At 36.7% G+C, this 15,852-nt stretch carries 14 protein-coding genes; all 14 read right to left on the minus strand.

From position 1 onward, the window contains the following. A complete protein-coding gene (locus tag N477_RS22915) occupies positions 1-1,410 on the minus strand; it encodes a mannose-1-phosphate guanylyltransferase/mannose-6-phosphate isomerase (RefSeq protein ID WP_063361447.1) in 1,410 nt (469 codons plus the stop codon). Positions 1,411-1,415: 5 nt separating this feature from the next. Further along, positions 1,416-1,889 carry a GDP-mannose mannosyl hydrolase gene (locus N477_RS22920; RefSeq protein WP_063361446.1) on the minus strand — a complete coding sequence of 158 codons (474 nt, stop codon included), beginning with the start codon at positions 1,887-1,889 and terminating at the stop codon, positions 1,416-1,418. 83 nt (positions 1,890-1,972) lie between these two features. Further along, positions 1,973-3,145 carry a DegT/DnrJ/EryC1/StrS family aminotransferase gene (locus N477_RS22925; protein ID WP_063361445.1) on the minus strand — a complete coding sequence of 391 codons (1,173 nt, stop codon included), beginning with the start codon at positions 3,143-3,145 and terminating at the stop codon, positions 1,973-1,975. Next, positions 3,138-4,064 carry a GDP-L-fucose synthase family protein gene (locus N477_RS22930; RefSeq protein ID WP_063361444.1) on the minus strand — a complete coding sequence of 309 codons (927 nt, stop codon included), beginning with the start codon at positions 4,062-4,064 and terminating at the stop codon, positions 3,138-3,140. The genes N477_RS22925 and N477_RS22930 overlap by 8 nt, the downstream gene beginning before the upstream one ends. A gap of 8 nt (positions 4,065-4,072) precedes the next feature. Beyond that, positions 4,073-5,194 (minus strand): GDP-mannose 4,6-dehydratase, encoded by a 1,122-nt coding sequence (gmd, locus tag N477_RS22935; protein ID WP_063361443.1) that lies wholly within the window; start codon positions 5,192-5,194, stop codon positions 4,073-4,075. Next, positions 5,184-6,296, minus strand: coding sequence for a glycosyltransferase (locus N477_RS22940; protein ID WP_063361442.1), 1,113 nt, complete (start codon positions 6,294-6,296; stop codon positions 5,184-5,186). The genes gmd and N477_RS22940 overlap by 11 nt, the downstream gene beginning before the upstream one ends. Continuing rightward, positions 6,293-7,492, minus strand: a complete 1,200-nt coding sequence (locus N477_RS22945; RefSeq protein WP_063361441.1) for a hypothetical protein — start codon at positions 7,490-7,492, stop codon at positions 6,293-6,295. Before N477_RS22945 ends, N477_RS22940 begins: the two co-directional genes overlap by 4 nt. 2 nt (positions 7,493-7,494) lie before the next feature. Next, positions 7,495-8,391, minus strand: a complete 897-nt coding sequence (locus tag N477_RS22950; protein ID WP_063361440.1) for a glycosyltransferase — start codon at positions 8,389-8,391, stop codon at positions 7,495-7,497. After that, the gene (locus tag N477_RS22955; RefSeq protein ID WP_063361439.1) at positions 8,392-9,732 is read right to left on the minus strand and encodes a hypothetical protein; all 1,341 of its coding nucleotides are present in this window, start codon (positions 9,730-9,732) and stop codon (positions 8,392-8,394) included. It abuts the gene before it with no gap. A gap of 1 nt (position 9,733) precedes the next feature. Then, complete coding sequence (locus N477_RS22960; protein ID WP_063361438.1) at positions 9,734-10,681, minus strand: hypothetical protein; 948 nt, start codon at positions 10,679-10,681, stop codon at positions 9,734-9,736. Then, positions 10,678-11,796: a non-hydrolyzing UDP-N-acetylglucosamine 2-epimerase gene (gene wecB, locus N477_RS22965; RefSeq protein WP_269200119.1), complete on the minus strand. Its 1,119-nt coding sequence runs from the start codon at positions 11,794-11,796 to the stop codon at positions 10,678-10,680. The genes N477_RS22960 and wecB overlap by 4 nt, the downstream gene beginning before the upstream one ends. A gap of 171 nt (positions 11,797-11,967) precedes the next feature. Continuing rightward, a complete protein-coding gene (locus tag N477_RS22970; RefSeq protein WP_063361436.1) occupies positions 11,968-14,205 on the minus strand; it encodes a polysaccharide biosynthesis tyrosine autokinase in 2,238 nt (745 codons plus the stop codon). 14 nt (positions 14,206-14,219) lie between these two features. Then, on the minus strand, positions 14,220-14,654 hold the full coding sequence (locus N477_RS22975; RefSeq protein ID WP_063361435.1) for a low molecular weight protein-tyrosine-phosphatase: 435 nt from the start codon (positions 14,652-14,654) through the stop codon (positions 14,220-14,222). Positions 14,655-14,665: 11 nt separating this feature from the next. Then, on the minus strand, positions 14,666-15,790 hold the full coding sequence (locus N477_RS22980; protein WP_063361434.1) for a polysaccharide export protein: 1,125 nt from the start codon (positions 15,788-15,790) through the stop codon (positions 14,666-14,668). Positions 15,791-15,852 lie beyond the last annotated feature (62 nt).

The following is a 15,852-nucleotide window of genomic DNA, read 5'->3' on the forward strand; positions in this document are numbered from 1 at the left end:
TTAACCTTTCACTCTTCCGTAGCGGTCTTCAAAGCGCACAATATCATCTTCACCTAAATACGAACCAGACTGCACTTCAATAAGCTCTAAATCAACTTTACCCGGGTTTTCTAGTGCATGAACTGCTGTAATTGGAATGTATACTGATTCATTTTCAGTGACAAACTGTTCTGTATCATCAATTTGTACTTTTGCAGTACCAGAAACCACAATCCAATGCTCTGCTCTGTGGTGATGCATTTGCACTGATAGTTTTGCACCTGGTTTAACTGTAATACGTTTTACTTGGAAGCGTTCACCATTATCTACTGAATCGTATTTACCCCAAGGGCGATATACTTCACGGTGGAATGTCACTTCTGAACGCTCGTCCGCTTTTAGCTGACTAACGATTTGTTTTACCTTTTGAGATTCGTCTTTGTGCGCAACTAATACAGCATCCTTAGTATTGATAATGACTAAGTCTTCAACACCGACAGTGGTAACTAACTTGTTTTCACCAAACACAAGGGTATTTTTTGTATCAACCGACTTAACATCACCGATGAAAGCATTGCCATTTTCATCTTGCTCAGAGACCTCCCACAATGCTGCAAAACCACCTACATCATTCCAGTTTGCATCCATCGGAACCACAACTGCATCCATCGTGTGCTCCATCACAGCATAATCAACGGATTCATCTGGACAGGCTTCAAATGCTTCTTTATCTACACGTACGAAGTCCATATCATTATTTTGCACTTGAACTGCTTTTTCGCACGCCTCGTAAATGTCTGGGCGAAATGCTTTTAGCTCTTCAAGATAACGACTTGCTTTGAATAAGAACATACCGCTATTCCAGTAGTAGTCACCACTTGCAATATATCCTTGTGCAGTTTCAAGGTTTGGCTTTTCTACAAAGCTATCAACGATAAAGCCGTTCTCGACTTCTGCTCCACGTTTGATATAACCATAACCAGTTTCAGGGGTGTTACCGACGATGCCAAAAGTCACCAATTTACCTTTCTCTGCTAACAGTTTTGCCTTGTTGACACTTTCTTGGAATCCCGTTTGGTTTTCAATAACATGGTCAGCAGCTAGTACAAGCAATAATGCATCTTGGTTGTTTTCAATTGCTTTAAAGGCTGCCAATGCAATAGCTGGAGCGGTATTACGGCCTACAGGCTCTAAAAAGATACCGCTATGTGCTGCTCCAATTTGACGAACTTGCTCTGCGGCAATAAAGCGGTGCTCTTCGTTGCAAATCAACATTGCAGGTGCATGTTCAAGACCATTTAATCTTAGAATTGTCTCTTGAAGCATGGTATTTTCACCATGTAACTTTAAAAATTGTTTTGGGTAGTTTCCACGTGACAGTGGCCACAGGCGAGTACCTGAGCCGCCTGCCATGATGATTGGAAGTATCATAATCGTTATCCCTGTGTATTCTGTAATGCTTCAAAGTACCATTTTGTATGCTTATGGACTTTTTTATCTATTAGTAGGCTCTCGGTGTCGAACCATTTGTATTTACCATGCTGGATATTATGAGGTAAATCTGTGAGCTGTTTGTTCAACCTTAAAATATAAGCGAGTGCTACATAATGCGTGCTAATGCTATCACCAAAAACATTTTCGTCATAGAAATGATCAAAAGGCCCTAGCAGGGTAGCTTCTGATATTGTGAAAACTTCACCCAGCTCTTCTGTAGTTAGCCTTTCAAATGCCTTAGCAAGCGATTCATTCTTTAAAATACGTCCGCCTGGTACAAACCAACTCCCTTGTGCTGGTTTATTTAATCTCTCGCCCAGTAGCGCTTGATTATTTTCATTCAAAATAACCAAATCGATTGAAACAAGTGGAGCACTATCTATCACTTTTGAAAATGTAGAGTAATCTAAAAACACGACTATGTATGCTCCTTCAAAAGTTACCTAAATAAAAAACTGGGGCTAACTCTAATGCAGTAAAGTTATCGCCCCAAATTTAGTTAAAGCAAAGCATTGCTAAGTAAAGTAAGTTGCTCAGTGAGATCTACTTGGTGATTCCCCACAAACAAACCGTGCTCTTCAATGTACTCCGCACACTCAATTGAACTACCAATCTCGTAATCAAAGAATTCCAAGACTTCTTTATTCTTCAAGAAATTACCTGTTACAATTGGTCTGCACTCTATCCCGTGCTCTCTCAATACTGTAATCAATTGCTCGCGTGTGATAGGTGAGTTTTCTTTGAGAACTAGAGAAAAACCAAACCAACTACTCTCACCTACCTCTTGCTGAATCTCAATGTAAGGGTGAGAGCCAAAAAGTTCGATAAACAAGTGTGCATTTTTTCTTCTCTGTTCAATAAAGCTAGGTAACTTCTTCAATTGCTCGATACCTATAGCACCACTCATTTCTAAAGGTCGAACGTTATAACCCGGAAGCATGAATTTAAATGACTCTTCAAACGGGTCGTCACTCTTGATGCCGCTAACAAGATTTTCTTTTGGAAGGTTTCGTGTCCAGCCATGTGCTCTTATACATAATAAAATATGATAAAGCTCTTCATCATCAGTTGTAATACAGCCACCTTCCATCGTAGCTATATGATGTGAAAAGAAAGAGCTGTAAGATCCCATAATACCAAAAGTACCTGCTTGCTTACCATTAAATGTAGCTCCCATTGACTCACAGTTATCTTCTAACAAGATAATATTGCGCTCTTCAATTATCGAATTTAAACGCGCAAAGTCATTTGGGTTGCCAAGCAAGTTTACTGCAAAAATAGCTTTTGTTTTCGGAGTAATCGCGTCTTCTAGTTTATCAAGATCAATATTCAAAGTTTTGCGATCAATATCAACAAACTTAACCTTTAAGCCATATTGCTGAAGAGGAAAATACGTCGTAGACCATGAAACAGCAGGAACTATAACCTCATCGCCACGTTGTAGTTTAAGTTCTGGGTTCTTGGTAAAGAATAAGGCAGCTATCATAAGTAAATTAGCTGTTGACCCTGAATTTACCATTACTGCATATTTAGAACCAAAGAAGTCAGCAAACTCTTTCTCATACTTTGCCACTTCCTTACCCATGGTAAACATATCTGACTCGATAACGCGCTTTATCGCGTCAAGTTCATTATCATCCCAAGTGCTACTAGCCAAAGAATAATTAGTCATTGTAATCTTCTCTTAAGTAATGTTTATATGTTTTTAAAACACCTTCCTTTAAAGATGTTTTATGTCGCCAACCAAACTCTGCTAGCTTTGAATCGTCGATTAATTTCTGTTTCATCCCAACAGGTTTGCTTAAGTCATGAATAAACTCACCTTCAAAGCCAATCACTTCTGCAATTACTTTGTAATATTCATTAATTGTATAATCAGTACCTAAACCCACATTGATGTTTTGAGGCATTTTATTAATATTATCAATAGCATAAACAACAAAATCAGCTAAATCTTCAACAAACATAAATTCACGTCTGGCTTCACCATCACCCCAAATATCAATACTCGAACTTTTATTGATAACAGCATCGTGTATCTTCTTTATTACTGCTGGAATCATATGTGAGTGTTTAGGATCAAACTTGTCATAATAACCATATAGGTTACATGGAATGACAGTTTTATAAGATAAACCAGAGTGTGTATTGCTTATATATTCGCATAGCCTAGTAGAAGTAATTTTGGCAAGTGCATAACCTTCATTTGTTGGTTCAAGCTCACCCGTTAATATTAATTCTTCAGACAAGGGGTTTTGAGCTCCCCTAGGATACATACATGAACTACTTAGATTAATAAAATTAGGTACACCAGTGTCTAATGACGCCGTAATGATATTAATACCCATCTGAGTGTTATCAACTAAAAACTTTACTGGATCAGCAATATTCGCCTGAATACCACCAACTACACCAGCACAATGAATCACCATATCAGGCTTCTCATTTTGCAAAAACTCACGTACGGAGTGTGAATCCAGTAAATTTAACTCAGCACTTGATGGAGCCAAAAACTTATGCGGTGTCTTTGTGCTTAAACGTAATATATTTTTGCCAACCATCCCGTTGGCACCCGTTAGAAGAATTTTCATTGGTATAATTACTCTTTAGAAATGGACTTTGAGTAACCATGCTGCTTTAAAATAGCATGTTGTTTTGCAACTTTAAGGTCTGACTGAACCATTTCTGCACACATTTCTTCTACTGTAATTACAGGTTCCCAACCAAGCTTTTCTTTTGCTTTTGAAGGGTCACCAAGCAAAGTTTCAACTTCTGCTGGTCTAAAATACCTAGGGTCAACTCGAACAATAACATCACCAACATTTAAATGTTCAGCATCACTGCCTTCAATTGCAGCAACAGTAGCGATTTCATCAACACCTGTACCACTAAACTTAAGCGTTATACCTAGCTCTTTAGCCGACAGCTGTACAAATTCTCTAACCGAGATTTGCTTACCTGTCGCAATTACAAAATCTTCTGGAACATCTTGCTGGAGCATCATCCATTGCATACGAACATAATCTTTAGCATGACCCCAGTCACGCAAAGCGTCCATATTTCCGAGGTATAAGCAGTTTTCAAGACCTTGGGAAATATTTGCAAGCCCTCGAGTGATTTTACGAGTTACAAAAGTCTCTCCTCTGCGAGGCGACTCATGATTGAATAAGATACCATTACAAGTATACATCCCATAAGATTCTCGATAATTTACCGCAATCCAATAAGCATACATTTTTGCAACTGCATATGGAGAACGAGGATGGAAAGGCGTCGTCTCTTTTTGAGGGACTTCCCTGACTTCACCATAAAGTTCTGAAGTAGATGCTTGATAGAATTTAGTTTTTTTCTCTAAACCCAGAAAACGAATTGCCTCTAAAAGTCGTAAAGTTCCGATAGCATCTACATCAGCGGTGTACTCGGGCGCTTCAAAAGAAACTGCTACATGACTTTGCGCACCTAGGTTATACACTTCATCAGGCTGAACTTCCTTCAAGATACGTGTAAGGTTCGAAGTATCTGTAAGGTCGCCATAATGAAGGAAAAACTTAGGATTATCAGCATGAACATCTTGAAAAATATGATCTACGCGCTCAGTATTGAAGGAAGAGGCTCTTCTTTTAATTCCATGAACTTCATAACCCTTTTCTAATAAAAATTCAGCTAAATAAGAGCCATCTTGACCCGTTATTCCTGTAATAAGTGCTTTTTTATTTTCCATTGAAAACCTCTAAATATTTTTTTATTGCTGATTCCCATGAATACAGCTTTTTTGCCACCGCTAATGAACTAATAATGTCTGCAGGGACAGCATCTATCATTATATTTATAGAATCTATAAATGTACTTTCATCAAAACAGCAAACACCTACATTATTTGCCATAACATAATTACCAATCTCGCTACCGCCTTTTACTATTGCTGGTAACCCATACTCTCTGCACATCGAGAGAGGGCCGCTTTGGGAGGAGCCTGTATCACCATAAGGTACCAAAAGAACATCTGATGCAGAAAACGCAAGATTTAAATCTTCTTCTGTTAAATAACGTAAATCAAGTTTATAGTTTTCAACTTTATACTTCTTTAGCCATCCTAATAGTTGTTCCTCAGAAACACCTGAAGGCGAGCCTGCTATATACAAAACATTATCATTATTATTTGAAGCATTAGAATCAGCGAAGCACTTAATGGCGAATTCATAATTCTTATCTGGTCGAATCATGCCAATTAATGAAAATACTTTTTTATCTCTGCTGAATAAAGCTTCTTTCGCATTTAGCTTTGGTATGGGTGCCAAATCAAGTTTTGAGGGAAACTGAACCACCTCAACTCTAGCATCAGGTAAAAACTTTAACAGCTGCGTTTTAGCGCTTTGACCTGTCACAAAATAGCATTTGACATTAACTCTTTTTATAAAAAAAAAGAAAATTTTTTTATATAGCCTGTAAAAGCCACTTTTATCGATGGATGCCGAATGAATCAAAACATATTTATCACCTTTAGTTATCAACAAAGACAAAAGCAATGAAAAGTATTCATAATCGAGAAAGTAAACAGCATTTGAAAGTCGAAATTTTTTGATATTCAGCAAGCTATATTTTAATGTAATAAAAAAACGCCTCAATATCCGTCTATGTGCCCCAAACCTTTGGCTAGGTTTTAAATCTAAAGGGCCAATATCAGAAGATAAAGGCTCATTATTAGGATGAAGAAGAGTTATATCATAATCATTCAGCGCAGAATATTTGATAAAATTATTTGCATACTCTTTTGCATGCCCTCGACATTCATATGTCAATGAAAATAGAGTTAGTTTTTTCAAGACTTAGCTACCTTCCCAAATTTTAAGCATAAAAACACCACTATTATATATAGCACATCAGCAAATAGCCTAAAAAAGCTAAGTAGAATAGCATCTAAATATGATGAAAAGAAATAAATAGGTATACAGAACGAAATTGCTGATATGAACGTCGCCTTGAAGTGAATTGAAAACAGATACTTAGTATAAAGTTTGTTATTTCTAGTTAGTACTTTTAAGCAACCGACTAGAAGTAGGCTAGACTGTAGAAAAACAACAAAATAGTACTCAAATGAAGTATAAGTATGTAGCTCAGAGTAGTAGCTTTTCAAAAACCAAGATAAAATGAAAAATGAAACGGCACCGAATAAGTTTATTATCAGTAAGAATGAAGTTAAGGAGTCATTAGTATTTTCTCCTTTCATTTTTCTTGTAAAAGCTATTCTATAGACATAATTAAGCAATGCATTCGAAGCCCTAACAAACTTACGAAGAAAAACGTACAAGAAAGCTTGTTCTTTAGGCAGCAATTCTGAAGCTATAAACCCATCTAATTGAGAGAATATTCCAGTAAGCAACTCCGTCAAGGTGTAAGTTCTATATTTACTTAAGGTATACCCAAATATTCTGTATGAGAAAAAGAAGTTAAAAGAGAACCACTTTGAAGCATAAACTAAGTTAATGAATGCAACGAATACAAAACTTAACACTAATGACAGATAAAGCTCATCTGTAACAAAAATAAATAACACACAAAATGGGTACTTTAACGATTGAATAAATGAAAAAACATGTGTTTTATTATTTGCAAAGTAAATATATGGGATCTCAAAAGAACTAACTAAAAGAACCAAAATAGAGATAGCAAGGACAAAAAGGTCAAAGTCAAACAAATAGAATATGACCGCACCTATAATTCCCCCAACTAAAGAAACAAACAGCTTTAACACAAACAGTGTAGTAGCTACTTTGGCTGCAGCTTTCTTATTAAAATTTCGAAATGAATAAAACGTTGACGTTCCATAATCTACCAATATAGCAATAAAGGCAGTGACGGAAAGTATAGCTTCAAATACGACAACTTCAGATTTACCATATCCTTGGACAATATAAAGCATCAATAAAAGGGGAGTAAATAAAGAAAAAAATTGAGTAAGCAATGTTAAAGAAACTTCTTTACTTAAACCACCTTTCAAATGCTGTAAAATCGAGTACAAAATTAGCTACCTCTAGCTTTACCAAAGCAAAAAGCAACAGCTTTGACAATAGGGATGCCTACACTTAAGGCTACTTTATACCTGATATGTCTAAATCTATTTTCATCTTTAAAAAACTTAACAAAATAATGGAGAAAGAATACAGAAAATGAAAACACGCCCAAGTAAATGAAAAACAAAGCAGCAAATATAATTTGAGATAAAAAGATTAACCCAAGTCTTAGATGACCAAACTGATTTTGCCCGATTACGCCATCCCACAGAGAATAGTTGTAGTGTTGTTTATATGTTTTGAAAAGAGACTCTCTAACATCCCAACTAACCATTGCTTCAGGGCAGAAATGAAAAGTATAACCAGCTGATTTAATTTTCAGATCAAACTCAGTATCTTCACCAATATCAAAATCTTCATTGTATCCCCCAACATCCGACCAAACATGCTTCTTAAGGGCTAAAGAACGTGAAGATGGCAGAAATTCAGAAGGTTCAACCTCTTTAACTGATTTATAAAAAAGTTCTTTGTAAGCCTTCTGAAGAGAATTATCACCTGAGTACATATAATAGCCAGCCACAGCATCATGATTACTTAAAGCTGATGACATAAGCTCAACCCAGTTACAACTCAACTTTACACCAGCGTCTGTAATCAAAATATTCTCATGTGAAGCATTACTAATTGCTAAATTTCTTCCTCTAGAGATATTGCACTTTTCTACAATAACCTTTAAATCTAAAAAGTTTGATAGCTCTTCTTTTATAATATTCACTGTACTATCTGAAGAATCAGAATCAACGACAACGACTTCATCAGGCTGTAATGTCTGACTTTTTAGGCTCTTACACCATTCACGTATAGTCTTAGCTTCGTTAAACGTTGTAATTACTAACGAGAGTTTCATTCAATATTCTCCAATATCCCGCATTTTTATAATGGTCATAATTATTGTTAAAAAGAAAACAGCTTGCAAACTACTTAGCCATAGAAAGGAAAAATATATAAATATAAACACATTAATAAACTGCAAGCCGCCCTTTAAGTTCTTGTAAAAAACAGCATAAAAAATCAAAAACCCAAATAAACCAACATGAAAAAATAGTCTGATTAATGTTTCATGAACTAAGTGAAACTCACCAGATAATATTTCTTTCTTCGGAAAAGACGCCTCGTGAATCATTGAACTATGAAACAAATGTAAGTTATCGTGATAAACTGAACCAAGACCCGAGCCAAAAAACAGCTCAAAATAATTACTTACATTAATTATATTTATCAATTCATATGCCCTGATAGCAAAGGAATTGGAGCTTTCAACTATAGAGGTTACATCTAGTAAAAATAAGCTAGTAAGCTGCCCCGTCTTGAGGTACACCCAGCTATCTTCAGGAACCGATAGGTTTGTCAGATATATAATAAAAAACACTAGTGGCGCATATAAGAGGTTAATAATCTTTCTATTGAAAATACAATAAGCAACAATAGTCAAAATAAATATGACATAGTAAGCCGTTTGAGCTGACTGAAATATAACTAACAGATTAACTGCACATAATAAAAACTTGAGTGCATTCTTTTCTTTATCAATCGAAATAAAGTATACAACTGAATACAAAAAAACAAATGATATTGTATGTCCATAAAAGAAGTAATAAGAGCCATGAAGCACTGTAAAAAGATCCAAGGCATAAACAAGCATAGATGAAATAGGTAGAGTCAATGAAAAAACATAAAGCAGATATGCTACCTTATTAAAATCGACTACAGATTTTATACTATCTCTTGATGACATTAAAACTGGAAATACTGCTATATAAAACACCAAATCATTAAAAAGATATTCAGCTCTAAATCTATCCCCAAAGATAATTTGGTATATTGTCGACAACAATAAAAGCAAATAAAAAGGAAGCCACCTTAGTGAAACGACCTCCAATGAAGAAAAGAATAGCAAAAACACTATGAACTTATAAGGTCCAGACATAAAATTGCTAAACTCTTCCGAGTATGGATCAGACCCATACTGATGAAAGACGATAAAATAAAGCAAGCAAAGAAAGCTAAATTTTAAATTATCTTTCTTCCTGTAATATAACAAAGTTGATATATAAAAAAGGTTAGATAAATGATAATAAATAACCACCAATTCACTTTGTTGGTTTTGAATAAAGTAGTTAACATTAAAGAAAACAAAAACAAATATTAATACTAAATACTCACTTCGAAAAGAGCTAAAACTTCGCATGTTAATTCCACAAAACCGCAAATTTTCTCATACTATTATCTAATTGAGTCATTTCATCATTGAAGAACTTCTCACGTTCTATTTGATATTCATCTTCATCAAAGCTATAACTTTCTAAATTTTCTATATATACAAAGATTGCGGGGTATTTCTCGATATACTCTAGTAATCCCAAATTCTTGTTTGCAATTACACATACACACTTAGCATTGACATATTCATAAATCTTTATTGGTGCACATAAGTCATTGTTAGTGTCTTCGGTAGAGTAACTAAGTAATGCATATCTATATCTTTGTTGAATTTCCTGAGCTTCAAGTTGAGTTTTCTTCCCTAGATAAGTCAAGCCAGGTCTATTAAAATCAAAGTTTAAATTCGTACCTAGTAGATCGAGTTTAAACTCAGACTTCGACAAATCATTAATTAGCTTCTCAGAGATCCTTTTCGAGTTTATAAGGCCAGCATAAACAATTAACTTTTTCTTGTCTTTATTATTTATATTGGCATCATGAGTTTTCAACTCTGGAATATTAGGTAAAACCCCACCGATTTTTATATTAAACTTATCTTCAAAATACCTTTCCCTAGCAGAGCTTGATACAAAAATCTGTTTTCTTACTAACCGAATAAATATCCTATCAAAAAAAGAAAAGTAATTAGGTATCTCATTAAAAACCAATATTACCTTCCTATTTATTAATGCGGGAATATATAAAAATCTACAAACGTTAGTACCAAAAACAAAAGTTTTCCTGAACATAGAGATAAAGAAAACTGGCAACAATTGTTTCGCTAAATGAATGCATCCTTTAATCACGCTTCTATTTGAGGAGAACCAGCTTTCGTGGTGAGCTATTTTACGCTCATTACATGTATATTTTTCTTTCAGAATATTTTCAAAGACAAAATCAGACTCAGCCCACTTTAACAACAACAGTTTTTCTTTCATTGCCCTAGCAACCTATCTATGATCCTACAACAAGCATTACCATCACCATATGGGTTGTGAGCTCGACTCATTTTTATATAGCTACTTTTATTCGTAAGTAGTTCAGTCAAGGAAGAGCTGATCAAATCAACATCTGTTCCTACAAGTTTAACTGTACCTGCATCAACGGCTTCAGGCCTTTCTGTTGTATCACGCATGACCAATACAGGCTTACCTAGACTAGGAGCTTCTTCTTGAATACCGCCAGAGTCTGTCAAAATGATATGTGCACGATTCATCAAATACACAAAAGGTAGGTATTGCTGTGGCTCTATTAAATGTACATTATCGACATCAGCCAGTATACGCTTTACAGGCTCTTGAACGTTCGGGTTTAAATGCACTGGATACAAAATTTGTGTTTCTGGGTGTTTTTTAGCTGTTTGAGCTAATGCTTCGCAAATACGCTCAAAGCCCCCGCCAAAACTTTCACGTCGATGACCTGTAACTAAAATGAGTTTTTTTGATTCATCTAAGAACGGAAATTGTGCAGCAAGTGTAGAAGATAAATCAGCATCGTTTTCAATTTTCGATTTAATCATTAATAGTGCATCTATAACAGTATTACCCGTAACGAAAATATTTTCATCGCTGTAATTTTCAGATAATAAATTATGTTTAGATGTTTCAGTAGGTGCGAAATGGTACTTCGCCAGTGCACCGGTTAGTTTACGGTTTGCTTCTTCAGGCCATGGTGAATAAATATTACCTGTGCGTAAACCAGCCTCAACATGGCCAACAGCAATTTTCTCATAGTATGCAGCTAGGCTAGCTGCAAAAGTAGTGGCTGTATCACCGTGCACTAAAACCACATCAGGTTTAAACTCTTTTAAAACTGGTGTTAACTCTAACAAAATTCGGCTTGTAACCTCTGGAAGAGTTTGCCCTGCTTTCATTAGGTTTAGGTCATAGTCTGGTGTAATTTTAAAAAGTTCTAATACCTGATCGAGCATTTCTCTATGCTGAGCTGTAACGCATACTTTGGCATCAAAACGCTCGTCCTTTGCTAGTGCATGAACAAGAGGTGCCATTTTGATTGCTTCTGGCCTTGTGCCGAATACTGTAAGAACTTTCACAGGTGTTCCTTTATTAGTTTTCATTTCTACCCTTGAAACTGACCCAAGGTGACAATTAATTTTTTAGCGACGACAATTCGCAGCTAGTGAATATTTAATTTTATTTGTCGCCGTAAACGGCGACTTACATTCACGCAATCTTTTACACTGTGCTCGACGATCTACAATAGATTATTTATCTGATTTATATTCATAATTGTAGTAGCCGTAGTAACCGTAAGCATTGCTTGCTTTTTTCACAACGCCGTTAAATACCACACCTTTTACGTCAATACCATTTTGATCAAAACGATTACGAGTTAACTCTAATTCTTTAACATGGTTTTGACCAAATCGAGTGACTAGTAATGTACTGCCTGCATGCGCACTTACAATTGCAGGGTCAGTTACAGCTAAAATAGGCGGAGTATCGACTATGATTATATCGTATTTCGCACTCACCTCTTCAACTAATTTTGCGAAGTTTTCATGCATGAGTAGTTCAGAAGGGTTTGGCGGTATTTGACCACGGGTTATGACATCCAGCCCCTCAACCTGACTTGCTTTGGTTGCTTGTTCTAGGTTGATACGACCCGAAAGGTAATCACTGAGTCCATTATCCCATTTCATACCAAACTGTGTTTGTAAATAGCCTTTACGCATGTCTGCGTCAATAATAAGTACTTTTTTATCACTTTGCGCTAATACAGTTGCTAAATTTACTGAGATAAATGATTTACCAACGCCTGGACTTGGTCCAGAAATGGCAATTATGTTATTTTTCGCTTCCATCATCGCAAAATGTAGGCTTGTGCGTAGACTTCTTAACGCCTCAATTGAAAGATCTGCCGGGTTATCCATCGCAAGTATTGATTTTGCTTTTGCGGTTTTTCCTTTACGTGCTTTTGCAAAACCCGTTAACTTAACCTGATATTCCGAATAAGGTACACTTGCGTAAACAGGTAGACCTAACGCCTCAATTTCGGCAGGATCTTCAATGCCTTTATGAATTGCCTTTTGGATGAGCACGATTGCAACTGCCAACAAACCACCCAGCAAGGTTGCCATAACAACGATCAATGCTTTTTTAGGTTTTACTGGCTTGGAGGTATTTACTTCAGCAAGGTCAATTACGCGCACATTACCTACAGTACCCGCACGTACAATGTCTAGTTCTTGAGTTTTTGCCAGTAACAGTGTGTAAATTTCGTTATTAACTTCAACGTCACGAGTTAAACGTAACAGTTCTTGCTGCGTTGCAGGCAATACTTTCACCTCAGCAGCTAAACGGCGTTTTTGACTTTCTACCGCTTCAATTTGCTCGACAGCTGCTTGGTAGCTTGGGTGAGTTTGTTTGAACTTACGGCCAAGTTCTAGCTTCTTAAGTTCAAGTTCTTGTACTTGTGTTTCGAGTTTTACAAGCTGCCTTAATACACCTTCTGTTTCCAAACTAATATCAACTGACTGTTGCTTTACTTGATAATCATTAAAGCGTTGTTCTGCTGACTCTAACTGCTTTTTAATTTGGGGTAATTGATATTCTAAAAATTCCAAAGACTTTTGAGCTTCAGCGCTGTTACGCTCTACATTTCTGCGCACATATATACCAGCAACTTTGTTAAGTACCGACTCTGCATATTCTGCATTGGTATTTTGTAGGCTCAGGTTGATAATACCCGAATCTTTTCCTTTCTCACTTGCTCCAATAGCAGTTTGCAAATCAAGAATGGTATTTAAGCGATCTCTTTTTATTAATTTAAATTCCGTATCTGGGCGAGCAATTAACGTTTTCAGGGTTAATGTAAAAGCGCCATTTGACACCTCTTCGCCAACCTTACCTTTTAAAATGCTATCGCCATTATCTGTTAATAATTCAAATTGGTTATTTGCCAATGCGACTAGCGTAAACTCAACGCCAATTGCGTTTTGAGAAACTTCAAATTTAAATATTTCAATTTTCTCGCCCCCCCATGCATAGCTGGATGCGCCAAAACTTGGTTCTGCTAAGTCACCATCTTGCGTGGGTGTGAATTTACGAAATGCTCTACCGCCAATAATGGGGAATAGTTTGGGCTCTGCAACAATATCGAGCTTTAAGCTGTCTACAGCTTCACCAATAATACTACGAGACTTCAGCAACTCAATTTCAGTCACTGCTGCTGACGTACTCTCAAACATACCACCAAGTTCATCAAAGCCAGGAACCGACCCACCTTTTTCTTCAACCTGTATCATGGATGTCGCTTGGTATATTGGTGTACTAAACATCGCGACAGCAGCACCAATAATCATAAATAGGGCTGTTACAGAGATAATAAACCATTTGCGGTCAAGAAAAGCGCCCAATAAGGCCATTAAATCGATTTCTTGCGCTTGTTCTGTGGATTGCTTTTGCTGCGACCCACTTAATAGGTTTGATTGAGCATTCATTGACTCTTTCATCCTTATAAATACTTCTGCCAAGCGCTGCACGCGCTATCGATTAAGTCGTAAACATGTTCAAAAGCCTCACGACTTTGCCTGTAAGGATCAGGTACTTCTTTATCACCTAGCCATTTACCAAGCAAAAATGTTTTACCACGCGCTTGAGGGTAACGCGCGCACAAATCTTGCACATGCCTTTGTTCCATTACCAAAATCAGTGAGTTTTGAGCGACAAGTGATGAATTGAGCTGACGACCTTTATGTGGTCCCATATCAATACCATGCTCTCTAGCAAGCTCTTGAGCAACGCCATCAGCAGCTTTTCCTTCTAGTGCAGTTAAGCCTGCTGAAGATACGTGAATGCGCGTATTAATAAGCTTATTTTTTAATACATATTCAGCTGTGGGGCTTCTACAGATATTGCCTGCACAGACAACCAATATACTATCAAACATTATTTATATACCTATTGATTATCTATATCTTGCAATGCATCTACAGTTGAAAGCGAAGGTAGGAGTAAGCTAATAACTTTATTCCATCTAGCAATCGGTGCGCTGGTAACATAAACAATATCTTGTGGTTCCAATTCAAACTGTTCCGCAAAGATTAATGCCGCAATGTTATTAGCCCGTAGCTGATACACATCCGCAACAACACCATCTGTGTCAAAATTTCTTTTTCTAAGCACGAATATGCCATTTGCATTGGCACTACGCTCATTGATCCCGCCTACCTCAGATAGAGCTTCCGCCAAACTTAAACCATAACGCTTGACTTCGACTGTTCCTACCTTATTTACATCTCCCATCACATAGACATTACGTTTATCATTGCGTGCAACATGGATGACATCGCCATGTTTTAGAATACGATTTTGTGAAATATCACCTTTAGAATAGAAATCATCTAATTGAATATGTTCTACTTTATCTGTGCGACTAAATGTGACCGTTTTCCAATCGGCTCTTTCATTCAACCCACCGGCTTGATTGATAGCATCGATTAAAGTAAGCGGGGTTTCTGTAACAGGATAAACTCCAGGACTCTTAACTTCGCCTGTAACATAAACTTTTTGACTTTTAAAACCTACGACTTTTACGTCTATCTGAGGGTCTTCAATAACGCGACTTAGACGATTAACTAGCTCTTCTCTAAGCTCAACAACTGTTTTGCCAGCAGCAAGTACTTTCGGTGCATAAGCATAAGTGATAGTACCATCTGCTTGCACTCTAAAGCCGTCAAACTCTGCTGTACGTTGAACCGCAGCGGGGATAGTTAATTCGGGATGATCCCAAACGCCTATTGTAATTACGTCCCCAACCCCCAAACGATATTCATAATCAGAGACATCAAGGCCTGAAACAGAACTTATGCGCTCAACTCTGTTCTTACTTTTCTGGTTATTGATCACTTCAGAGTCAATTATTTGAATATTAACTGTTGAAAGTTCCTGCTCCAAACTTGCTGTCTTTTCGCCTGATGTAATTCCTTCAAAATGCCCACCTGGGATCAAGGTGCAGCCACTCATCGCCAATAAACCTGCTGAAGCTATAGACATGGCAATGAAATTTTTACAGCGTTGGGCCATTTTATCTTCCTAAATATTTTTAATACTTATTCTACGTTACTAAGCTCGAGGTTACTTAACAA

It is taken from the genome of Pseudoalteromonas luteoviolacea H33-S (assembly GCF_001625695.1).
GTDB lineage: Bacteria > Pseudomonadota > Gammaproteobacteria > Enterobacterales > Alteromonadaceae > Pseudoalteromonas > Pseudoalteromonas luteoviolacea_B.